At 31.2% G+C, this 23,584-nt stretch carries 23 protein-coding genes and 1 pseudogene; all 24 read left to right on the forward strand.

What is annotated here, in order from left to right:
• The first annotated feature begins 358 nt into the window (after positions 1–358).
• The 24 genes and pseudogenes from CIW83_RS03190 (at position 359) to CIW83_RS03305 (ending at position 23,480) form a co-directional block, all read left to right on the forward strand.
• Entirely contained in the window at positions 359–877 is a 519-nt protein-coding gene (locus CIW83_RS03190) for an adenine phosphoribosyltransferase (RefSeq protein ID WP_094899359.1), read from the forward strand.
• A gap of 1,388 nt (positions 878–2,265) precedes the next feature.
• Complete coding sequence (gene rsxC / locus CIW83_RS03195) at positions 2,266–3,594, forward strand: electron transport complex subunit RsxC (RefSeq protein WP_094899360.1); 1,329 nt, start codon at positions 2,266–2,268, stop codon at positions 3,592–3,594.
• Positions 3,595–3,612: 18 nt separating this feature from the next.
• Positions 3,613–4,623, forward strand: a complete 1,011-nt coding sequence (locus tag CIW83_RS03200) for an RnfABCDGE type electron transport complex subunit D (protein WP_094899362.1) — start codon at positions 3,613–3,615, stop codon at positions 4,621–4,623.
• Positions 4,624–5,169 carry an FMN-binding protein gene (locus CIW83_RS03205; RefSeq protein ID WP_094899363.1) on the forward strand — a complete coding sequence of 182 codons (546 nt, stop codon included), beginning with the start codon at positions 4,624–4,626 and terminating at the stop codon, positions 5,167–5,169.
• A gap of 20 nt (positions 5,170–5,189) precedes the next feature.
• On the forward strand, positions 5,190–5,795 hold the full coding sequence (gene rsxE / locus CIW83_RS03210; protein WP_094899365.1) for an electron transport complex subunit RsxE: 606 nt from the start codon (positions 5,190–5,192) through the stop codon (positions 5,793–5,795).
• Positions 5,796–5,812: 17 nt separating this feature from the next.
• Positions 5,813–6,385 (forward strand): electron transport complex subunit RsxA, encoded by a 573-nt coding sequence (gene rsxA, locus CIW83_RS03215; RefSeq protein ID WP_094899368.1) that lies wholly within the window; start codon positions 5,813–5,815, stop codon positions 6,383–6,385.
• Positions 6,386–6,396: 11 nt separating this feature from the next.
• Complete coding sequence (gene rnfB / locus CIW83_RS03220) at positions 6,397–7,206, forward strand: RnfABCDGE type electron transport complex subunit B (RefSeq protein WP_094899370.1); 810 nt, start codon at positions 6,397–6,399, stop codon at positions 7,204–7,206.
• A gap of 122 nt (positions 7,207–7,328) precedes the next feature.
• The gene (locus CIW83_RS03225) at positions 7,329–7,709 is read left to right on the forward strand and encodes a NusG domain II-containing protein (protein WP_094899372.1); all 381 of its coding nucleotides are present in this window, start codon (positions 7,329–7,331) and stop codon (positions 7,707–7,709) included.
• A 14-nt stretch (positions 7,710–7,723) separates the two neighbouring features.
• Entirely contained in the window at positions 7,724–8,239 is a 516-nt protein-coding gene (locus CIW83_RS03230; protein ID WP_094899374.1) for a Gx transporter family protein, read from the forward strand.
• A 13-nt stretch (positions 8,240–8,252) separates the two neighbouring features.
• Positions 8,253–8,834 (forward strand): nucleoside triphosphate pyrophosphatase, encoded by a 582-nt coding sequence (locus CIW83_RS03235; RefSeq protein WP_094899376.1) that lies wholly within the window; start codon positions 8,253–8,255, stop codon positions 8,832–8,834.
• Between the two features lie 15 nt (positions 8,835–8,849).
• Positions 8,850–9,557, forward strand: coding sequence for a DNA repair protein RadC (gene radC / locus CIW83_RS03240; RefSeq protein WP_094899377.1), 708 nt, complete (start codon positions 8,850–8,852; stop codon positions 9,555–9,557).
• A 27-nt stretch (positions 9,558–9,584) separates the two neighbouring features.
• Positions 9,585–10,615 (forward strand): annotated as a pseudogene (locus tag CIW83_RS03245) (rod shape-determining protein).
• 11 nt (positions 10,616–10,626) lie between these two features.
• Positions 10,627–11,463: a rod shape-determining protein MreC gene (gene mreC / locus CIW83_RS03250; RefSeq protein WP_094899379.1), complete on the forward strand. Its 837-nt coding sequence runs from the start codon at positions 10,627–10,629 to the stop codon at positions 11,461–11,463.
• A 15-nt stretch (positions 11,464–11,478) separates the two neighbouring features.
• Positions 11,479–11,976: a rod shape-determining protein MreD gene (mreD, locus tag CIW83_RS03255; RefSeq protein ID WP_158219999.1), complete on the forward strand. Its 498-nt coding sequence runs from the start codon at positions 11,479–11,481 to the stop codon at positions 11,974–11,976.
• A 15-nt stretch (positions 11,977–11,991) separates the two neighbouring features.
• The gene (locus CIW83_RS03260; RefSeq protein ID WP_094899382.1) at positions 11,992–15,246 is read left to right on the forward strand and encodes a penicillin-binding transpeptidase domain-containing protein; all 3,255 of its coding nucleotides are present in this window, start codon (positions 11,992–11,994) and stop codon (positions 15,244–15,246) included.
• Positions 15,247–15,289: 43 nt separating this feature from the next.
• Positions 15,290–15,961, forward strand: coding sequence for a septum site-determining protein MinC (locus CIW83_RS03265; RefSeq protein ID WP_235601214.1), 672 nt, complete (start codon positions 15,290–15,292; stop codon positions 15,959–15,961).
• Between the two features lie 18 nt (positions 15,962–15,979).
• Positions 15,980–16,792 (forward strand): septum site-determining protein MinD, encoded by an 813-nt coding sequence (minD, locus tag CIW83_RS03270; protein WP_094899386.1) that lies wholly within the window; start codon positions 15,980–15,982, stop codon positions 16,790–16,792.
• A gap of 12 nt (positions 16,793–16,804) precedes the next feature.
• On the forward strand, positions 16,805–17,083 hold the full coding sequence (gene minE, locus CIW83_RS03275) for a cell division topological specificity factor MinE (RefSeq protein WP_094899388.1): 279 nt from the start codon (positions 16,805–16,807) through the stop codon (positions 17,081–17,083).
• A 102-nt stretch (positions 17,084–17,185) separates the two neighbouring features.
• On the forward strand, positions 17,186–17,995 hold the full coding sequence (locus CIW83_RS03280) for an FMN-binding protein (protein ID WP_094899390.1): 810 nt from the start codon (positions 17,186–17,188) through the stop codon (positions 17,993–17,995).
• 157 nt (positions 17,996–18,152) lie between these two features.
• On the forward strand, positions 18,153–19,229 hold the full coding sequence (locus tag CIW83_RS03285; RefSeq protein WP_094899392.1) for an FAD:protein FMN transferase: 1,077 nt from the start codon (positions 18,153–18,155) through the stop codon (positions 19,227–19,229).
• A 59-nt stretch (positions 19,230–19,288) separates the two neighbouring features.
• Positions 19,289–19,594, forward strand: a complete 306-nt coding sequence (locus tag CIW83_RS03290; protein ID WP_094899394.1) for a hypothetical protein — start codon at positions 19,289–19,291, stop codon at positions 19,592–19,594.
• Between the two features lie 107 nt (positions 19,595–19,701).
• Positions 19,702–21,549: a TIGR03960 family B12-binding radical SAM protein gene (locus tag CIW83_RS03295; protein WP_201259651.1), complete on the forward strand. Its 1,848-nt coding sequence runs from the start codon at positions 19,702–19,704 to the stop codon at positions 21,547–21,549.
• A complete protein-coding gene (locus tag CIW83_RS03300; protein WP_094899396.1) occupies positions 21,546–22,241 on the forward strand; it encodes a TIGR03936 family radical SAM-associated protein in 696 nt (231 codons plus the stop codon). Before CIW83_RS03295 ends, CIW83_RS03300 begins: the two co-directional genes overlap by 4 nt.
• A gap of 15 nt (positions 22,242–22,256) precedes the next feature.
• Positions 22,257–23,480, forward strand: a complete 1,224-nt coding sequence (locus tag CIW83_RS03305) for an Rne/Rng family ribonuclease (RefSeq protein ID WP_094899398.1) — start codon at positions 22,257–22,259, stop codon at positions 23,478–23,480.
• Positions 23,481–23,584 lie beyond the last annotated feature (104 nt).

Genomic DNA, 23,584 nt, shown 5'->3' on the forward strand with positions numbered 1-23,584 from the left:
TTAATAGGATAGTTATACATTATTGGTTTTAACTTTCGTAATTCAGAGTATTATAATTAGCTGTCCTTAGTTGTTAAAATTTATATCTATAATTAGCTTATAGATGTTTTTAATTAATTGAAGATAGCGATAATCTCTTTTTACAAACTAAAAAATAGATGTGATTATAAATATTTTAGGATTACAATTAAATCTATACTTAAGTAAATAGATGCTTCTATCTAGTAAGAATCAAAATAAGATTAAAACTAGAAAGAAGCATATTTTATTGAAACAATAATAAAAAATAATAGAAAAATTTTCTATATATGATAAACTAATAAGGTGATGATATTTAAAAGAATATGGAGGGATTTATTTGGATATTAAATCTAAAATAAGAGTAATAGAAGATTTCCCAGAGAAAGGTATTAGTTTTAAGGATATAACTACTTTAATAAAGGATGGAGAAGCATTTCAAGAAGTTGTAAATAGAATAGTAGATGATTTAAAAGGAAGGGAAGTTGATTATATAGCTGGACCAGAAGCAAGAGGATTTTTACTTGGTGCAGCTGTTGCCTATGCTCTGGGTATAGGATTTATTCCTATTAGAAAGCCGGGGAAATTACCAGCAGAAACAGTTAAACATGAATATGAACTAGAATATGGTAATAACACACTTGAAATACATTTTGATGCTATTGAGAAAGGTAAAAAGGTTGCTATAGTAGATGACTTGTTAGCTACAGGAGGGACAGTATTATCAGCAGTTAAATTAATAGAATCTATTGGTGGTGAAGTGGTTGCATTAGAGTTTTTAATTGAGTTAGAATTTTTAAAGGGTAGAGATAAATTATCAAATTACCATACGAATTCATTAGTTAAATATGATAGATAGTAAATCTATTATTAATATATATTAATAATTAATAAAATATATAATATAAAAAATCTCCATGAAGATGATATGATACTTCCAAAGTAGACAGTCTAATTAATTAAAATTAGAATATCTACTTGGAGGTATTTTTTGTGGGAAGAAAACCAAAATTTAGTTTAGAGAATTATTATAGATTTAGAAATTTAATAGTATTACTTCAATTTCATAACTCTTTAGTATTTTACTATTATTATTTTATATTATTTTAGGAAATTTTATAGATAGCATTTTTGCCTATGAAGAATTTGTAAATTTATTGCCCGGGGAAAGTACTATCTTAAGCGATTAGGGTTTATATTAAAAATAAATGAACTTTATTTAAGGTTTAGGGAAAATATGGTCAACAGAACGATATTACATTAAATTAAAAAAGTTCAAAATGGACAGGAAGCAAAAACAAAGAAGATTTGGATAAAGAATCCTTTAATTAGAAAGGTTTCAATTTTTATCAATCAAGCTTTGGGTCGATAAATAGTATTATAATAAAAGATAAAAGAAGGAAATATATTAGACAATAAAAGTCTTAAAAATAACGAACATTATTTTTATCAGTATAAACATTTAACAATCTATCTTTATGGATTTTATCCTATTTTGGAATTGACCAAATAAGTTAACTGCATACAATCTATAACCTTTGGATATTTGATGTTTATATTAGTTATTGTTAAAGATATGATTTAGGTAAAGTCTGTTTGGTCAAGATATTGGGGATAGGATCTAAAAGAAACTTGGTCATTTACTACTTAGAATATATTCTATGTATTGACATCTAAGATATAACAAAGGATGGAAAGGGAAAATCTCAGCCTGGTTCTCTATAATAGGTTTTATTTGTGCAATATTTATCTTTATTAGAGGGAATATTTTATTACTAGAACCCATAATTATAGATGGATAAATATAAAATTTTTGTAACAATTACAAAAATGTATAAAAAGTAGCAAAAACTTGACAATTGTTAAACAATAATAAAACCTAGTAAAATCAACGGAATTACAAATTTGATAAAAATTATATTATGATTGCAGACATGGATACAATACATGGTAACCATGTTGTCTTATTTGTGGAGACAATTGTATATAAATTATAATATAATTATAGGCTACAAAAAATGCAAGAGGTAAATTTTATTGTTTATAGAAATAAATGGGCAATTTTCAATTAAAATTACAGAAAAATTAACAATGATTGTGTAAGAATTGACAGTCTTTTACAGAGGCCTTTTATGTACAAGAAAAGTGTTTAATGTTATAATATAGAAGGAAAATTATAGACCTAGGTAAATTAGGACTAATTATTTAATGGGGAATTTTAAAATATTAATAGAGAGGTGGAAGCGAATGAAACTTGACAATCTCACTTTCAAAGGTGGGGTACATGTACCACATAGCAAAGAGTTGACAGAAAAGAAGGCTCTGGAATATGCAAAGGAACCAAGCATAGTATATATACCTTTACATCAGCATACAGGTGCACCTTGCGAACCTATAGTTAACGTAGGTGACAGAGTTAAGGTAGGACAAAAAATTGGACAATCCCAAGCATTTGTATCGGCGCCTGTTCACTCTAGCGTTACTGGAACAGTAAAGAGTATAACAACAATAACTACACCTACTGGTATCAATGCAACTTGTGTAGTTATTGAGTCAGATGGTACTAATGAAATGGATGAAACAATTAAACCTAAGGGAGGTCTAGAACAACTTTCTTCAAAGGAAATAATTGATATCATCAAAGAAGCAGGAATAACAGGCATGGGTGGAGCAGGATTTCCTACTCACGTAAAATTATCACCGCCGCCTGAGAAAAAAATTGATACAGTTATTATAAATGGTGCAGAATGTGAGCCATTTCTAACCTCAGACCATAGGTTAATGCTAGAAATGCCAGAAAAGATTATATTTGGATTAAAGGCGATAATGAAAGCATTAAACGTGGAAAAAGGCTTTATAGGTATTGAGAATAATAAGATGGATGCAGTAGATGCCCTAAAAGCAGTAATTAAACCTCAAGATAATATTCAAATAGTTACTTTAAAAGCAAAGTACCCACAAGGTGATGAAAAAAGGCTTATTAATGCTACGACTGGTAGAAAGGTACCCTCTGGTGGACTACCAATGGATGTCAGTTGTGTAGTAAACAATGTGAGTACAGCTAAAGCTGTAGCTGAAGCTATATTGGAAGGTAAACCTTTATATGAAAGAGTTGTAACTGTTACGGGCAATGGCGTCAATGAACCTAGAAACCTTATAGTGAAGATAGGGACACCATTCCAAGAAGTAATAAATCAAGCTGGTGGCTTCAATGGAGTACCAGGTAAAGTAATTATGGGCGGACCTATGATGGGACTAAGTCAATTCTCAACAGAGGTACCAGTAATTAAAGGTTCAGGAGGAATTCTTGTTCTTACTGAAAAAGAAGCTGCGGCTCAGAAGGTTTCACCATGTATAAAATGTGGCAAATGTATAGAGGCCTGTCCAGTACATTTACAACCTCTATTTATCTCAGCATATGCTCTAAAGAATGATTTCCAAGGTGCTGAGAAACACGGAGCTTTAGATTGTGTTGAATGTGGATCGTGTTCTTTTATATGCCCTGCAAAGAGGCCATTAGTAGAATCAATAAGATTTGCAAAGAGAGAAGTTCTTGCAAAGAGGAAAAAATCATAGTAGCTAGGAGGAAATTTAATGGAAGGTAAAGTGTTAAACACTACAATGACAGATTCAGCTATTCCAGATATGCTAATAGTATCTTCTTCACCTCATATTAGATCAAATGAATCTGTTAGAAGAATAATGTTAGATGTAATAATAGCTTTAATACCAGCCATAATTGGCTCAGTTTATTTCTTTGGACTTAATGCTTTAAAATTAATATTAATATCTGTAGCATCAGCTTTATTTTTTGAGGCAGCAATACAGAAATTATTTAAAAAAGAAATTACTATAAATGATTATAGTGCAGTGATAACAGGCATTTTGATAGCATTTAATCTACCAGCTAATGCACCTTGGTGGATTCCAGTGTTTGGTTCTGGATTTGCTATTATCATAGTTAAGCAATGCTTCGGTGGAATAGGTTCTAACTTTATGAATCCAGCATTAGCAGCTAGAGCAGTATTACTTGCTTCATGGCCAAATATCATGTCGAATTTTGTGTTGCCGGGAGCAGATGCTGTTGCAGGTGCAACACCACTAGCCATAATGAAGTACGGTGCAGCAGATGCAGGGGCTTCTGCTACAGTTGCTCAAGCAGCTGCAGAATTACCATCATTAATGGATATGTTTATTGGGAACGTAGGAGGAGCGATTGGTGAAACCTCAGCATTATTATTACTTATAGGTGCCCTATATTTAATAATTAGAAAAGTTATAAACTGGAAGACTCCTGTTGTTTATATAGGAACAACTGCTATACTGTTACTTCTATTAGGAGTTGAAGCAGATCAACTTATGTATCATATATTAGGTGGAGGATTAATACTAGGAGCATTTTTTATGGCTACAGATTACTCAACTACACCTGTTACACCTCTTGGTCAAATAATATTTGGATTAGGTGCAGGAGCTTTAACTGCTCTTATTAGGGTAAAGGGTGGATTCCCTGAAGGTGTTTCATATTCTATTCTTTTAATGAATGTTGCAAGCCCACTAATAGAGAAGTTTACTGCACCAAAAATATTTGGGAGGGCGAAATAGATGAAAGAAACTATAAAACTAGGATTAATTTTATTTATTATTACAGCAATATCAGCAGGAGTTCTAGCTGTATCAAATAATTTAACTAAAGGAAAAATTGCTGAGTTAGAAATGGCAGGCAGCATGGAAGCCTTAAAGGAAATATTTGGTGAAGACAGTAAATTTAAGCCTTTAGATGAAGGAAAATTTAGCGAGATAAAAGGAAACAACGAATCAGTTGTAGAAATATTTGAAGCATATAGTGGTGAAAATCTAAATGGATATGCTATAAAAATGGTGTCTAAAGGATTTGGTGGAGACCTTGTTACATTAACTGGTTTTTCAATAGATGGAAATGTAAAAGGCATGAGATTAGTAGAACACTCTGAAACAAAAGGACTAGGTTCAAAGGCTGCTGAGCCAGAATTTTATAGTAAATTTGCAGATAAGAGTACAGCAGAGGAAATAACTGTTGAAACTATATCAGGTGCTACAGTAACTTCTAAAGGTGTTATGGCTGGTGTAAATGCAGCTAGAGAAGTATTTAATACACAACTTTCAAACTAATGTAAGTGGAGGTGGAAAGAGTGAAATTATCAAAAGTATTTAAAAATGGCATTATTAATGATAATCCTATATTTGTACAATTAATAGGTATGTGCTCAACATTAGCTGTTACTACTAATGTCTCAAATAGTTTAGCAATGGGGCTAGCAGTAGTTGCAGTATTAGTAGGTTCAAACCTAGTAATATCTTTACTTCGAAATATAATTCCAGATAAAATTCGTATCCCAGCATTTGTTGTTGTAATAGCAACTTTTGTTACTATAATTGAAATGTTTATGAAGGCTTATGCTCAACCTATTTATCAAGCATTGGGTATATTCCTTCCATTAATAGTAGTAAATTGTATAATACTTGCCCGTGCAGAAGCTTTTGCATTTAAAAATGGTATCATACCTTCAATAGTAGATGGACTTGGAATGGGACTTGGTTATACTATTGCACTTGTGGTTCTAGGGAGTATAAGAGAAATATTTGGAGCAGGAACTTTCTTAGGAAAATCATTATTTGGAGCTAGTTTCCAACCTGCAGGAATCCTTGTAGCACCTCCAGGAGCATTTATTGTACTTGGACTATTGATAGGAATTTTCAATGTAGTTAGAAGAAGAAAAGCTTCTAGCGAAATTTAAATAAGGAGGAAAGCTAAATGAGTATAGCAGCAATATTGATTAGTACAATTTTTGTAAACAACTATGTATTAGCTCAATTCCTAGGGATTTGCCCATTTCTTGGAGTATCAAATAAGATGGAAACTGCAACCGGGATGGGTGTTGCAGTAACTTTCGTAGTTACATTATCATCTATAATTACTTATTTTATTCAGCATTTAATTTTGGACAAAATGGGAATAGGGTATTTACAAACAATTGTTTTTATATTAGTTATAGCAGCATTGGTTCAATTTGTTGAAATAGTTCTTAAAAAAATGTCTCCTACATTATATAATGCATTGGGAGTTTATTTACCACTTATCACTACAAACTGTGTAGTATTAGGTGTTGCGATTTTAAATATAAAAGAAGGATATAATTTAGTTCAAACGACTTTTAATGCTATAGGGGCTTCCGTAGGCTTTACACTAGCCTTGGTACTTATATCAGGTATTAGAGAAAAACTTGAAATAGCAGATATACCTGAAGCTTTGAAAGGATTTCCTATAGCCTTAATTACTGCAGGATTGATGTCCATAGCCTTTTTAGGCTTTAATGGGCTTGTATAGGAGGTAAAGACATGACTGATATATTAAATCCAATGTTAGTAGTAGGTGCAATGGGGTTAATTTCTGCAGTTCTTCTAGCCATAGCATCTAATGTATTTGCAGTAGAAATTGACCCAAAGGTAGAAAAAGTTAGATCAGTATTACCTGGGGCCAATTGTGGTGCTTGTGGATTCCCAGGATGTGACGGTTTAGCAAATGCTATAGCAGAAGGTAGGGCTCCTGTTAATGCTTGTAATGTTGGTGGAAAACCAGTTGCTGAACAAATAGCAGATATTATGGGAGTTAATGCAGCAAATGTAGAGAGAAAGGTAGCTACAGTTCTTTGTCAAGGTGATTGCAATAAGGCAAAAGAAAAATATAAATATGAAGGTATTAAAGATTGTAGAGCTGCTAATATATTACAAGGTGGTAGCAAAACTTGTTCCTTTGGATGTTTAGGCTGTGGAACTTGTAAAGATGTTTGCGCTTTTGATGCCATAGAGATAATTGATGGAGTAGCTTTTATAGATAAAGAAAAATGTACTTCTTGTATGAAATGTATAGAAGTCTGTCCTAAATCTATTATTGAGTTAGTGCCATACGATAATCAATTCGTTGTAAAATGTAAGAGTAAAGATACTGGTAAGGAAGTAAGAAGCAAATGTAGTATAGGATGTATAGGATGTCAAATCTGTGTTAAAAATTGTCCAGAGAATGCGTTTAGTTTCGAAAATAATTTAGCAAAAATTAACTATGAGAAATGTATAAATTGTGGAGTTTGTGCTGAAAAATGTCCTACTAAAGCTATATACTCTAATTCAGCTAAGGATATAGCAGTTTAATATTAAGAGCCTATAAAGGCTCTTTTCTTTTTATTAAAATGTAACTTGTAAATAAAAAATATAAATGGTAAACTAATAATGTATGAAAATTAGCTTGACCATTTGGATAAAGGATGATTTATATGACAAAAGCTGATAAAATTTTAATAATCGTTATTATAGCAATTAGTTTGGTTTCTTTAGGATTTATTAAGAACAGTGCTACTGGGTATAAAGAAAAGTATATTAGCATTCAAGTGGATGGTAAAGAATATAAAAAGATAATATTTGATAAATCAGTGATTGGAAAAACTATACCTATTGAAACTGAATTTGGATATAATTTAATTGAAATTGGAGATGGTGAGGTAAAAGTTATAGATGCAGATTGTCCTGATAAATTAGATGTATTGCAAGGAACAATATCTAAAGCTGGTGAGATAATAGTATGTTTACCAAATAAGTTAGTTGTAGAGATAAAAGGAGCAGAAGAAATAAGAGACGTGGATTATATAAGCAATTAAGGATGATAGAAACTATGAAAAGATTGAACAAAATAATATTTTTATCACTGCTGGTGTCAATAGGACTTGCATTATCAGTTTTGGAGTCAGCAATCCCATTGCCAATTACAGTGCCAGGTGCTAAGCTGGGGCTTTCTAATATGGTTATTTTAGTTACATTGATTATATTTGGCTTCAAGGAAGCTTTTATAGTAGGTATACTAAAGAGCATAGTACTTGTACTTATAACTGGCAGTATATCTAGTCTTATTTATAGTCTTGCGGGATCTATATTATCCTGCATTACAATGTTCATTGTATATAAATATTTTACTAGGATTTTTAGTCTTATAGGTGTGAGTATTTTTGGGGCAGTAGCTCATAATGTTGCTCAAGTTAGTGTAGCTGCAGCTATGATGTATAATTCTAGAATATATTCGTATCTTCCTATTCTTTTACTTACCAGTTTGTTTACTGGATATTTTGTAGGGCTTTCGTCAATCTTTATATCTAGAAACTTGAAGAAAAGTTTAAGTTCATATTTTGGATAGTTAAGGAGATAGCATGGAAAAGATAATATTAGCATCTTCTTCTCCAAGAAGAAAAGAAATACTAAATAGATATCATCTAAACCCAATAATATTCGGTGCTGAAATTGAGGAGAAACAGATAAAAGGAGAATTACCAGAGCAGGTAGCGATGTCTTTGGCATTTGAGAAATCATATTGGGTAAGTAATTATTTTAGTAATGGTGAGATAATTATTGGAGCCGATACCATAGTAGTTTCGGAGGATATGATACTAGGTAAGCCAAAGGATGAAAAAGATGCATTTAGAATTTTATCTTTATTAAATGGAAAGGAACATAGTGTAATTACTGGGATTTGCATTATTAGAGCAAATACTAATATTAAAATCATAGATTATGAAAATACGGCAGTTAGATTCAGACATTTATCAGAAGAACAAATAATGAGATATATTCATACAAATGAGCCTATGGATAAAGCAGGAGCATATGGAATCCAAGGATATGGTCAAATTTTAGTTGAGAAAATAAATGGTTGTTATTCTAATGTGGTAGGCTTGCCTCTTGGAAAGCTTGACTACTTATTAAATAAATTTTTTAACGTAAAAATATTATAGATAAGTAGGTGGATTATGGATAATAGTCTAGATTTTGAAAAAAATTACACGATTAAGGAACTTCCGATGACAGAAAGACCAAGGGAGAAACTTTATAGTCATGGCCCTGGAGCTTTATCAAATGAAGAATTATTGGCGATTATAATCAGAACAGGTAATAAAAACGATACAGCAATTGATTTGGCTAGAAAAGTTTTAAGCAGTGATGGCAGAGGACTGGTACACCTTAGAGATACTTCCTTACAGAATTTAATGAGGATTAAAGGTGTAGGTGAGTGTAAAGCAGCCCAAATTTTAGCAGCTATAGAAATAGGAAAGAGAATAAATTATCATCATGCTTTAAGTAAGGTTAGAATAAATGATCCTAGTACTATTGCAAATTTATATATGGATGAAATGAGATATTTACAGAAGGAACACTTTAAAATTATATTGTTAGATACAAAAAATCAAATTATTGTAACTGAAGAAATTTCAATAGGTACTTTAAATGCTTCTATTGTGCATCCACGAGATGTATTTAGAGCTGCTATAAAGAGAAATTCTAACTCTATGATTTTAATACATAATCATCCTAGTGGTGATCCTACTCCAAGCAATGAAGATATAAATATAACCAATCGTTTAATGGATGCTGGGAATTTAATTGGAATAAAAGTGTTAGATCACATAATAATTGGTGATAATAAATATATAAGTTTTAAAGAAAAAAATCTAATTTAAGTTTTATTTAAGGAAGGAGCAAGTAATATGGGACTATTTAATGGATTTGTAAAAGATATGGGAATAGACTTGGGAACAGCTAATACTTTAGTTTATATAAAGGGTAGAGGAATCGTAGCTAGGGAGCCTTCAGTTGTGGCTATACAAACTAATACTAAGCAGGTGTTGGCAGTAGGTGAAGAGGCTAAGAAGATGATAGGCAGAACACCAGGAAATATTGTGGCTATTAGACCATTAAAGGATGGTGTAATTGCAGATTTTGATGTCACTAAGAGTATGTTAAAGTACTTTATAAGAAAAGCTACAAAAAAAAGAACATTTTTTCAACCAAGAGTGGTAGTATGTGTACCTAGTGGAGTTACAGAAGTAGAAAAAGGGCAGTCGAAGAAGCTGCAATACATGCAGGAGCAAGAGACGCTTATTTAATTGAAGAACCTATGGCGGCAGCTATTGGTGCTGGGTTACCTGTTCAAGAACCAACAGGGTCTATGATAGTAGATATTGGAGGAGGTACTACAGAAGTAGCAATAATATCCTTAGGTGGAATTGTTACGTCTAAATCCATTAGAGTAGGCGGAGACGAGTTAGATGAGTCAATAGTTAACTTTATTAAGAAAGAGTATAGCTTAATGATTGGTGAGCGTACAGCTGAAGAGGTTAAAATAACTATTGGATCAGCTGATGGGAACTCTGAAATATCTACAATGGAGATTAGAGGAAGAGATATGATTAGTGGTCTACCAAAGACTATAAATGTAAGCTCTAGAGAAATATATGATGCTATGAAAGAGCCGATTCACAGTATTTTAGAGGCAATAAAATCTACTTTAGAGAAAACTCCACCAGAGTTGGCTTCTGATGTGATGGAACAAGGCATAATGTTAACTGGAGGAGGAGCACTTTTAGACGGCTTAGATAGATTAATTATTGAGGAAACAGGTATGCCTGTACATATTGCAGAACAACCTTTAGATTGTGTTGCAATAGGTACAGGGAAGGCATTAGATAGTATTGAAATACTTAAAAAAACCTTATCAAATAATAAAAGAATAGGTTAAGTGGTGATTTTATGTCTTTTTTCAATAAGAATAAGGAAAGAATGATGGTGACGGCAGTTGCTATCATTCTAATTGTTATGATAGGTATTACTAGTACTGAAAGAATGGCTTTGAATAAGTTCGAAAAATTAGTTGGTAATATTCTTACACCTATTGGAAAAATATCTAATTCTATAGGTAAGAATATATCCGACTTTTTTGGCAATCTTAAAAATATTGCTAAATTAAAGGAAGAAAACGAAAGCTTAAAAAAACAAATAGCACAATTGGAAGAAGAAAACAGAAATTATTTAGAGATAATAGGTAGAACAGATTATTTAAAAAATGAAGCTAAACTTTTAGATAAGACAAGCTTTAATTTGATTTCTGCACAAATTGCAGGAAAAGAACCAGGTAATTGGTTCGATAGATTTACAATTGATAAGGGATTAAAAGATGGGATAAAAAAGGGAAGTACTGTTGTTCAAGGAATTGAGATTGAACAAAATACTGTAATAGAAGGAATCGTAGGACGTGTTGTAGATGTGGGACCTAATTGGTCAAAGGTAGTCACCGTTGTAGATGAAATTAGTAGTATTTCTTTTAAAGTTTTAAGGACACAAGATGGTGGAATAATGTCAGGTAGTATAGATGGAGAAATATCAGGTTATCTTTTTGATAATAAAGCAGATATAATCAAGGGAGATAAGCTATTTACCTCAGGTCTTGGTGGTGCTTTTGTTAAAGATATATATATTGGAGAAGTAGATGAAGTAGTTAGTGATGATGAGGATTTGATGAAAAAAATACGGGTTAAGCCTGCAATAAATTTTAAAAAAATATACAAGGTTTTTGTAATATCTGATTGAGATTGAGGGATGAATATGATTGTGCTTATACTGACAATAGTGGTTTTGTTGAATTTCTTTCTACAAAGTTCTATATTACCATATATTAGCATACTTGGAGTTGTACCAAATACAGCTCTTCTTATAGTAATTTCCATTGCATTATATAAAGGAAGATTCTATGGAGGATTTGTAGGTCTTATAATAGGAGCGGTCCAAGATATAGTTTTTAGTCCCGTAATAGGAGTAAATGCATTTATTTATTTCTTTGCAGGATACTTAGTAGGGCTAGTTGAAAATAAATTGACAAAAGAAAATATTTTTATACCTATATTATTTTCTATTTTAGGAACTATATATTATAATTTCTTTTATTATGTATTTATGTTTTTCCTTTCTAGAAACATTCCATTTTTATCATTTGCAAAGGATATATTAGTAACTGAAACAATATATAATTGTGTATTATCTATTCCAATATACAAGATTTTTTCAAAAAATTTTTGTTGTGCCAACAATAAGGTTTGGCAATAGATAGAGGTGAAACAATTGAAATGGTTAGAAAAAATTTTCAATAGATATAACATTCTTACATACGTTGTTATCTTGCTAATGCTTATATTATCCTTTAGATTGGCAACATTAACTATTGTTGAAGGTGACACATATAGGGATATATCTGATAATAAAAGACTAAAGGAGATATATACTACTGCACCAAGAGGTGAGATAAGGGATAGGTATGGAAGACTTTTAGCAGGAAATAAACCTAGCTTTACTGTACAAATCTTAAAGGATGAATTAAATATAAAAGATATAGAGAAAAAAAATAACGCATTACTATCTTTAGTTAGGCTGCTAGAAGAAGATGGTGTTACTTATGTGGACGAGTTTCCAATTAATTTAAACGTGTTTAAGTATAAAAATGAGAGAGATTATTTTGATGAAGAACAAACTCCAAACGATAAAGTTATTGACATTATAATCAATCAAAATCTTTTACCAGAGTTATTAAATACTACTTATATCCATTTAGGATATAAGGAACATTATAAATTTGTAACAGCAGAGAGGGTTATTAACGCTTTAATAGATAAAGGAAAGGAAGTATCTGAGGGAGCCGTTGATGTTGAGCAATTGGTTAAATTAATCAATAATGATAAGAATATTATAAGAAGAATAGTAGACCATCCAATTTTAAGAAAACTATTATATGATATAATGGTAGAGAAAAATTTAACAGGTAACATTATTATGGAAGAATATTCACTGTCATATGATGAAGAATATAAAGAACAAAAAAGGATTTTGATGAATTCTTATGATGGAGTAACGGAAAAGACAACAGCTAGAGATGATTTTATCACAATCGTGTCTCATTCATCAATTAATAATCTTTTAGACAAAGTAATTATCAAAGAAAATGATAAGGGTAAAAAGGAAATTTTAATACCTGGTAAAATATTATTAGATATGGTATTGCAAAAAGATCCAAATATACCCATTAAGGTAGAATTAAGTGAAGATAATACTACTGTAATATATAAGTATACAGGAGGCGACAATATAGGAGAGAAATCGCCTATAGATATTTTATTAGAATATAGTAAAAATACTAACACATTGGAAGAATTTATTACAAATGATAATATAAAATCTCTAGCTCAAGAACAACTTTTAAATGATGGGATAAATACTAGGATTTCAATTGCGCAAGATTTTGAATATGTATTTATTAACAATAAGAAAAGATGGTATAATGAAAATAAAATAGATGAAGACAGTACTACTGAGGAAGCTTTTAAGAAATTGAAGGAAAGACATAAAATACCTGAGTATTTAAGTAACTATGAATCTAGATCTATTCTATTGTTGTACGAGCTACTTAGTAAACAAGGGCATTTGGCTTATCAGCCAATAAATATTGCCTATGGCATAAAGGATTCTACAGTAGCGAAAATTGAAGAGGGGTTGATGGATTTCCCTGGAATACAAGTATCTATAGAGCCGGTGAGGTATTATCCAGAAGGAACTACTGCCGCTCATATGCTAGGTTATTTAGGTAAGATTAGTCAGCCAAATGAGATTAAGAAATATGTAGATGAGAAAAAGTATTCCCCAAATGATATCATTGGAAAAACGGGAGTTGAAGAAAGTTTTGAAGATATTTTAAAAGGACAAAATGGAATTAAAAGGGTTGAGGTAGATGTACTGGGGAATACAACCAAAATCCTTGATGAAAAGAAACCAATTCCTGGAGATAATATTTATTTAACAATGGATTTAAATTTACAAAAATTTTCAGAACAGGCTTTAAAACAGACCTTAGAAAAAATCCAAGTTGGTGGCACATATGAAAGTCCCTGGGGTAATTACCAATTTGGTATTAACAAGAAAAAGGGTAAACCTTATAATAATGCTACATCTGGTGCAGTAGTGGTTTTAAATGTAAAAACAGGTGAGGTTTTGTCTAGTGTAAGCTATCCTGCCTATGACCCAAATTTATTTGCAACAGGAATATCTAATACTGACTGGAAGAGTTTATTTCCAGAAAATGATAAGGACCCATTAGCACCAAGGCCATTATATAATGTTGCTACACAAACAGCAGTACAACCTGGCTCAACATTTAAGATGGTAACAGCATTAGCAGCCCTAGATAAGGGCTTAAGTCCTACTAAGAAAATAAGGGATATGGGTTATGTTGAATTAGGTGTAGGTACTAAGCCATTTGGCTGTTGGATTTGGAATCAAAGTAGGGGAACCCATGGATATGAAAATATGTATGAAGCCATTAGGGATTCTTGTAACTATTATTTCTATTCATTGGCATTTGGTAGAAATCCAAGAACTGGAGAAAATATAGGAGTTAAGCTTGAAATTGAAGATATAGTAAATTTATCTAAGCAATTGGGATTAAATGATAAAACAGGTATAGAAATAAATATACCAGCTGAAACTTCAGGAGGAGTACCTGATCCCCAAAGGAAAATAATAAACACTAAATACCTATTAAAATCAGATCTTCAAAAAAGCATACGAAACTATCTAAAAGAAGGTATAGTGTTAGATGATTATGAAATTGCAGATATAATAGAGGATATAGTTAGTTGGACAGAATTAGAAGAACCTTTGACTAGAGGTGAAGTTATTAGGAGATTAAATGCCTTTGGTATAGAACCAGAAAAAAAACTACCTAATAAAAAAGAAGGATTAGCTGATAAAATAAAATATAGCTATTTAAACCAAGCTGGTTGGAATATTTCAGATACATTGAATGTAACTATTGGTCAAGGTCAGAACTCCTATACTCCTATGCAGATGGCAAACTATATAGCAACTATATCCAACGGTGGATATAGACATACGGTAACTTTAATTGATAATATCAAAAACTATAATAATTCTAAAACGATATTTGAAAATGCTAGGGAAGCTGAGAGAATAGAATTAAATGATTATAAAAGTTTAGACCATATAAAGAAAGGTATGCTAGATGTATCCAATGATGGTTCAATGAGAAAAGTATTTGGAAATTTTCCTGTTAAAGTAGGATCTAAAACAGGTACTGCACAAAAATCTGGTGAAAACCCCTCTACTGGAGAAACTTTTGATGACTTTGCATGGTTTGTTGCTTTTGCACCCTATGATGACCCTGAAATTGCAGTAGTCTCTGTAATTTTTCAAGGAGGTAGTGGAGGTTATGCAGGACCTATGACAAGGGATATTATAGCAGAATATTTAGGTTTAAATGCAGTTGGTACTAAAGAATCATTACCTTTTAAAAGCAGTTTGGTAGAATGATAATAGAGTATAAATACAGATTATTGTGGAGGTAGTTTTGAAGGTGAAAGAAGATTTACTAAGCTTTAAGGGTGTAAAAGAAGGCATTTTTTTAAATATAAATGGTGATAATTTTCTATCAGTTAAAGAAGAATTAGATACAAAGATGAAAAATGCTTCTAATTTTTATCATGGAACAAAACTTTTAGGAATTAAATCTGAAAAATTATCTATTGAGGATTTACTAGAATTAAAGTTAATTTTAAAATACAAATATGATTTGGTAGTTTCTGAGGAGGAATTACCAAAGCATATTTTTCATCCTTCTTTAACTAACAATACGGAAAACAATTTAGAGAATGATTTTGAAGATAATACTGTGTTTAAAGGTATCCATTGTGGTATGACGAAGTTTGTAAATGGGACATTAAGGTCAGGACAAATTGTTGAGTATGATGGTAATATAGTTATAATAGGAGATGTAAATCCTGGAGCACTCATACAGGCTAAGGGTAATATAATAGTCCTAGGTACTCTTAGAGGAGTTGCCCATGCTGGAGTTGATGGCAATCTTGAGGCTATAGTTGCCTCTTATAATTTACAGCCCATGCAGTTAAGAATAGGAGACAAGATTGCTAGGCCACCAGATGAATATATAGAAACATGTGGATTACCAGAGATTGCTAAAGTGAAAGATGGAGAAGTAACAATAGAGCCTTATCTGCCAAATAAATAATTAAAGGGAGGGTAATAAATGGATAAAGAAAAACTAGGAACTGCTATAGTTATCACTTCGGGTAAGGGTGGAGTTGGTAAAACAACTACATCAGCAAATATTGGGACGGGCTTAGCTATTTTAGGAAAATCTGTAGTTGTTGTTGATGCAGATATTGGATTAAGAAACTTGGATGTAGTTATGGGACTAGAAAATAGAATAGTTTATGATATAGTAGATGTTGTAGAGAAAAATTGTAGGCTAAAGCAGGCTTTAATAAGAGATAAAAGATATGAAAAACTATATCTTTTACCCGCAGCTCAAACTAAGGACAAGTCTGCTGTTAGTCCAGAACAAATGCTAGATTTAGTTAATGATTTAAAGAAAGATTTTGATTATATTATAATAGATTCGCCTGCAGGAATAGAGCAAGGTTTTCAAAATTCTATAGCTGGAGCAGATATAGCATTAATAGTAACAACTCCAGAGATATCTGCTGTCAGAGATGCTGATAGAGTTATCGGATTACTTGAATCAAAGGGATTACATAATCCTAAATTGATAATTAATAGAATTAGGCAGGAAATGGTTAAGAGAGGAGATATGATGAATATGGATGATATCATAGATATCCTAGCTATCGATCTTTTAGGAATCGTACCAGATGATGAAGCCATAGTTATATCTACAAACAAGGGGGAACCAGTAGTAATTGATGAAAAGGCATTATCAGGAAAAGCCTATAGAAATATAACCAGAAGAATAATAGGGGATGAAGTAGAATTATTAGACTTAGATATAAATGAAGAAGGAAAGCTAAGTAAAATCCTGAAATTATTATTTGGTAAATAGGAGGGGAGATTCTTGGATCTATTTAAATTGTTTGGTAAAAAAGAGGAGAAGAGCAAAAATGTAGCTAAGGAAAGATTAAAATTAGTATTAGTTCACGATAGAGCAGATCTCTCACCTAAATTTTTAGATATGATTAAAGGTGATATTATTAGGGTAATATCTGAATATGCTGATATAGATGAAGAGGGATTAGATATCAAATTAACAAGAATGAAAAGGGACATAGACAGTTCTACGATTTCTGCTCTAGTAGCAAATATTCCTATATTAAAGGTAAAAGACAACCAATAAATGATAAATTAAATTTAGTATTGATAAATTTTATACTATACAGTATAATAAGTAAGTGTAAAATACAAAAGAAAAAAATTTTTAATTTACAGGAGGAAGAAAATGAAAAAAAGAATTTTAGCTTTAATGTTAGCATTAGCATTAATGACAGTTGTATTTACTGGATGCGCTAAAAAGGAAGCTACACCACCGGTTGATGAAAGTAAACCAGTTGATAGTACTACACCAGAAAATGAAGCAAAAGGCGATTTAGTAGATGGTACTTACTTAGTTAAAATGCCAGTTAGTGATCATGGAAATTATCCTATGGCAAAACTAGAAGTAAAAGATGGACAAGTAGCATCTTTAGACTATAATGAATATTTAGCAGCTTCAGGAGAAGCTAAAAATGAATCTAACTATCCTTACGCTGAAGGTCTTGCTGTAATCAAAGATTTAAACACTCAATTCAATGAAAAGAAAGACCTTAATGCAGTAGATTTTGATGCAGTTACTGGAGCAACTCATACTAAGGGTAGCTTTAAAGAAGTAGCTCAAATGTTATTAGATAAGGCTGCTAAAGGTGAAACATATGAGGCAGTTTACAAAGATGGAGTTTATGAAGCTAAAGCTGCAGAAGCTAGCCATGGTTGGTTAGCAGAAGTTAAAGTAAGAGTTCAAGATGGCCAAATCGTAGGAGTTGACTATGTTGAAGTAGCTGTGGAAGATGCAGAAGGAGTTAAAAAAGGAGATTTAAAATCAGCTGATAATTACTCATATGCAACTCCATTTGAAGTAATCCCAGCAGTTCAAAAATTAATAATCGATAATAATGGAACAGAAAATCTTAACGTAGATGGTATTGCAGGAGCAACAAATACAAGAGATGGTATGATAGAACTAGTAAATCAAGCATTAAGTTCAGCAAAATAAGAAAAATTTCTATCTAAGATTAGGTAACTTTTCTTGGAACTCATATACGGAAAGTTGAATATATGAAGCTTTAAGGTATAACTTTCCTATTTGTTATAAGAATAAATAAAACCCTAACTAAAAGTTAGGGTTTTTTCAAATGATATGGAGTGATTAAATGAGAAGGAAAAGACATATTGGATTAGTTATCTTTCTGGCTTTAATATTTACTACTACGGGATGCATAAAGAGACAGGATTCAAAGGGTGCTAAACTCCCAAAGGGATCAGAGCCCATATCTAGAACAGAATTTTTAATGGATACTGTAATGACTATTAAGTTATATGATAAAACTGATGAGAAAATTTTAGATAAGGTGTTTTCTAGATTGGAAGAGATAGAAAGCAGAATGAGTGTTACACTAAAAGATAGTGATGTAAGTAAAATAAATGATAATGCAGGAATAAAACCTATTACAGTTAGTGAAGACACGTATTTTGTAATAAAGGAAGCAAAGCACTATGCAGAGATTTCAAATGGTGCTTATGATCCTACAATTGGCCCTCTAGTAGATTTATGGAATATAGTGTCTGGTGAAAAGGAGAGGGAATTCATTCCATCAGATAAAGAAATAGAAGAAAAAAAAGCACTTGTTAACTATAAAAATTTAGAATTACTAGATAATAACCAAATATTTCTTAAAGAGAAGAACATGAAAATAAATCTAGGAGGTATAGTAAAAGGTTATGCTGCTGATGAAGTTAAGAGAATATTAACGGAAAATGGAGCGAATACCGCTATCATTGATTTAGGTGGCAATGTTTTTGCACATGGGGAAAAACTAGATGGTTCCTCTTGGAATATTGGGATACAAAATCCATTTGAATTTACTGGGAATTACTTAGGGATAATTCAAGTAAAAGATAAATCAATAGTTACTTCTGGTGATTATGAAAGATTCTTTGAATATAAAGGAAAAAGATATCATCATATTTTAGATGCTAAGACAGGATATCCTTCAGAAAATGAAATAACAGGAGTAAGTATTATTTCCAGCAAATCAATAGATGGAGATGCTTTATCTACAACATTATTTGTACTTGGACTTGATCGTGGAATGGAATTAGTAAATTCACTAGAGAGCGTAGAAGCTATCTTCGTTACAAAGGATAAGTCTGTTTATCTAACTGAAAATTTAAAAGGAAAATTTACTTTAAAGGATGGTAATACATCTTTTACTATAAAGGAATATTAAATTTGGTATAAAATCCACTTCAGATAAATAAAATATTATTAATTGAGGTGGGTGATAATATGGATAAAAGAAATTATAAGTTGAATAAAAATTTATTTAAATATAGCAATGGTTACTATAATAAATTGATAAGTAGAATGATTTTTGTTTTAGTTACTTTGTTAATTATTTTAGCAATAAGGATGATGAATACTAAAGCAACAAATAATATTATTAAGATTATTGAAAAAAATATATCTTATGATTTTAGTTTAAAAGAAGATGGAAAAAAGGTAAAAGATTATTTAGTAAAAGTAGTAGCTGATTCTAAAGACACAATAGAAGAATTTACAGATCAATTTAACAAGAATAATAAATCAGATTAATACCTCGAAATTTCCCGAGGTATTAATCTGATAAGAAAATGCTACTACTAATATCAATGAAAAAGTGATAAGATAATATTTATAGTATTAATGAAAGGTGGAAACAAATGATAGACAAAAAAGTTCTAGATAGGATTCTAAATAAAGTTGAAAAACCAGCTAGATATATAGGAATGGAACAAAACTCTGTGATAAAAGACTTAAATAAAGTGAAGGTGAAATTTGCATTTTCCTTTCCAGATGTATACGATGTAGGAATGTCCCATTTAGGGCTTCATATATTATATAATCTAATAAATGAAGAAGATGAATTTGTATGTGAAAGAGTATTTGCACCTTGGATAGATATGGAAAATGAAATGAGAAAAGAAAATCTTCCTCTTTTTACTTTAGAGAATAAAGAAGAAGTAAGAAATTTTGATTTTTTAGGATTTACATTGCAATATGAGATGAGTTATACAAATATATTAAATATTTTAGATTTATCTAATATTCCCTTATTATCAAAGGATAGAAGTGATGAGGACCCATTCGTTATAGCAGGAGGACCATGTGCTTACAATCCAGAGCCCATAGCAGAATTTATAGATTTCTTTGTAATCGGTGAAGGGGAAGAAGTTACATTGGAAATCCTTAAATTATATAGAGAACAAAAGGAAAAAGAATGGAATAGAGAACAATTTTTAAAAGAAGTGGCTAAATTAGAAGGAATATATGTACCAAAGTTCTATGACATAATATACAATGATGATGGAACTATTAAAGAAAGGGTAGCCTTAGATGAAGTAGTTCCAAAGGTAATAAAGAAAAGGATGATAAAGGATCTTGACTCAATGTTTGTGCCGGAGAAAATGATTGTACCGTTTATTGAAACAGTTCATGATAGAGTTGTTATGGAAATATTTAGAGGTTGTACTCGTGGATGTAGATTTTGTCAAGCAGGTATGATTTATAGACCTATAAGAGAAAAGTCAGTAGATAAGATAGTGGAGTTAGCAGATAAATTGGTTGAAAGCACAGGATATGAAAATGTTTCACTGTCATCCCTTAGCTCTTGTGATTATTCTGAATTATATTTATTAATCTCAAAATTAATGGATAGATTTGAGGAGAAAAAAGTAGGAGTTTCTTTACCATCATTAAGGCTAGATTCATTTAGTATAGATATATTAAAAGAAATTGAGAAAGTTAGAAAATCAGGATTGACTTTTGCACCTGAAGCTGGCAGCCAAAGGCTCAGAGACGTAATTAATAAAGGAATTACTGAAGAAGATTTAATTAATACAGTTTCTTATGTGTTTAAGGAAGGATGGTCTACTATTAAATTATATTTTATGATTGGATTGCCTACTGAAACTGATGAAGATGTAATGGGTATAAAGGAATTAGCCTATAAAGTTAAAGATATATTTTTTGATTTGCCAAAGGAAGAGAGAAAAGGTAATTTAAAGGTAACAGCCAGTGCATCTTGTTTCGTACCTAAGCCTTTTACACCTTTTCAATGGATGGGGCAGGATTCAATAGATGAATTCTATAGAAAAATTTATTTGGTGAAGAATAGCATAAAAGACAGCAAGGTAGTATTTAACTACCATGATCCTAAATTAAGTTTCTTAGAGGCGGTAATTGCTCGTGGAGATAGAAAAATATCAAAATTAATATTAAAAGCATGGGAAAAAGGATGTAAATTTGATGGTTGGTCAGAGCATTTTAAATATGATACTTGGATTGAGGCTATGAGTGAAGAAGATATAGATAGTGATTTCTATGCTTTAAGAAATAGAAGCCTTGAAGAAATTTTGCCTTGGGATTTCATAAACCCAGGAGTATCTAAAGATTATCTAATAAGAGAGTACAATAAATCCCTTGAGGAACAGATTACAGGAGATTGTAGATTACAATGTAGAGGTTGTGGAATAAAGGGATGTACGATGACTGGTGGTGGAAATAATTGATTTTAAGAGTTGCATTTAATAAGAAGAATTATCTAAAATATATTGGACATTTAGATTTGATGAGATTATTCCATAGATCATTTAATAGAGCAGGTGTTCCTATAAAATATTCTGAGGGATTTAATCCTCATCCAAAGTTTTCAATAGGAAATCCCCTATCCCTTGGTATCGAATCTGAAGAGGAATATATGGATATAGATATTGATTACATCCCAGTAGATGAGTTTATAAAAAAGGTGAACGCTGTATTGCCTAATGATATTCAAATAATAAGGGGTGAATATCTTGAAAAAGAAGAATCCATAGCATCTTTAATAGCTTGGGCTTTTTACGAAATAAACTTCAATATAGATAAGAAGAAAGAAAAAGAAAACTTAGAAGGCATATTTACAAAATGGTTGTCTCAAGAAGAAATAATTATTACTAGATTGAGAAAAAAAGGAAAGAAGAAAGTTGAAAAAGAAGAGAATATTAAAAGCTTTATAGGAAATCTTGTTATTAAAGAAATTAGGGATACAAGTATAACAATAGATACTTTATTAAGGTCTGGAGGTAATGGGAATTTAAAGCCGCTAGACTTTATAGAAGCTCTAAATAGAGATACTTTCCTTAATATAGATATGGATTCTGTAACTACAAAAAGATTGGCTCTGTATGCAGAAAAGGATAATAATATATATAAGCCGTTATAAGATGGGAGAATTGTGATGAGGTATATTTTTATTGATTCTCTAGGTGGAGTTAATAGAGTGGGTATTGTGGAAGACAATAGACTTATAGAATTTCATTTAGAAGAACAAGATAGTAAGATAGTTGGAAATATTTATAGAGGAAGAGTAACTAATGTGTTACAAGGTATGGAGGCGGCCTTTGTAGATATTGGTGAGTCTAAAAATGCCTACTTATATGTAAAGGATGCTCTGTCTAGGGAACTTTTATATGATGGAAGGATATATAAGATATCTGAAGTCATTAAATCTGGTCAAGAAGTAATAGTACAGGTCATAAAGGAACCATCGGGTAACAAAGGAGCAAAGGTAACAACTCATATTGAAATACCAGGTAGATATTTAGTATTCACGCCATTTTCTAATAAAATAAATATATCTAAAAAAATTACATGTTCTAAGGAAGCAGAAAGCCTGAGGGATATAGGAAAAAGAATTATAAAGGATGGCATGGGAGTAATTTTTAGAACAGCTTCAGAGGCAATAGAGGAATCTGTACTAAAGGAAGAATATGATATTCTATATAATATCTATGCCAAGATTCAAAAAGAAAAGAACTTTTTGCCTTGTCCCAAGCTTCTCTATAAAGAACCTAGCTTAGACTATCAGATAATAAGAGATAGCTATGATGATGCTATGGAAAAGATCATCGTAAACAATAAGAAAGTATATGATAATTTAGTTTTAATGGAGGAAATTTATCCATTTAAATTTTCCAATAAAATAGAATTAAATACAGATTTTTCAATAGCTTATGATACTGGAATTCAATTAGATTTAAAAATGGCACTACAAAGAATGGTTCCCCTCAAATCTGGGGGATATATAGTTATAGATGAGACTGAGGCCTTGACTGCAATAGATGTTAATACTGGAAAATTTGTTGGCACCAACTCTTTAGGAGATACTATATTAAAAACTAATATAGAAGCCGCTGAAGAGATAGCAAGACAAATTAGACTACGAGATATTGGAGGCATTATAATAGTAGATTTTATAGATATGAAGAGTAAAAATGATATTTCAACAGTGCTATCTACCTTTAAGAAGTATTTAAAAAAGGATAAAATAAAGACAAATATTATAGGGATTACAAAACTTGGTCTTGTTGAGCTAACAAGAAAGAAAATAAGAAGATCACTATCTAAAGATTTCTATAAAAAATGTCCGAAATGTGAAGGCAGGGGAAACATTACTAAATAGAATTAGGTATTGACAATCCTAGATATATTTGTTAAAATACTTTGGTGTAGAGCCGCTCAATCTGGGTTTAAGTCCTAACGGCACCCTGTATTGGCGAGACTGGG

The sequence above is a fragment of the Tissierella sp. P1 genome (genome assembly GCF_002266425.1).
GTDB lineage: Bacteria > Bacillota > Clostridia > Tissierellales > Tissierellaceae > Tissierella > Tissierella carlieri.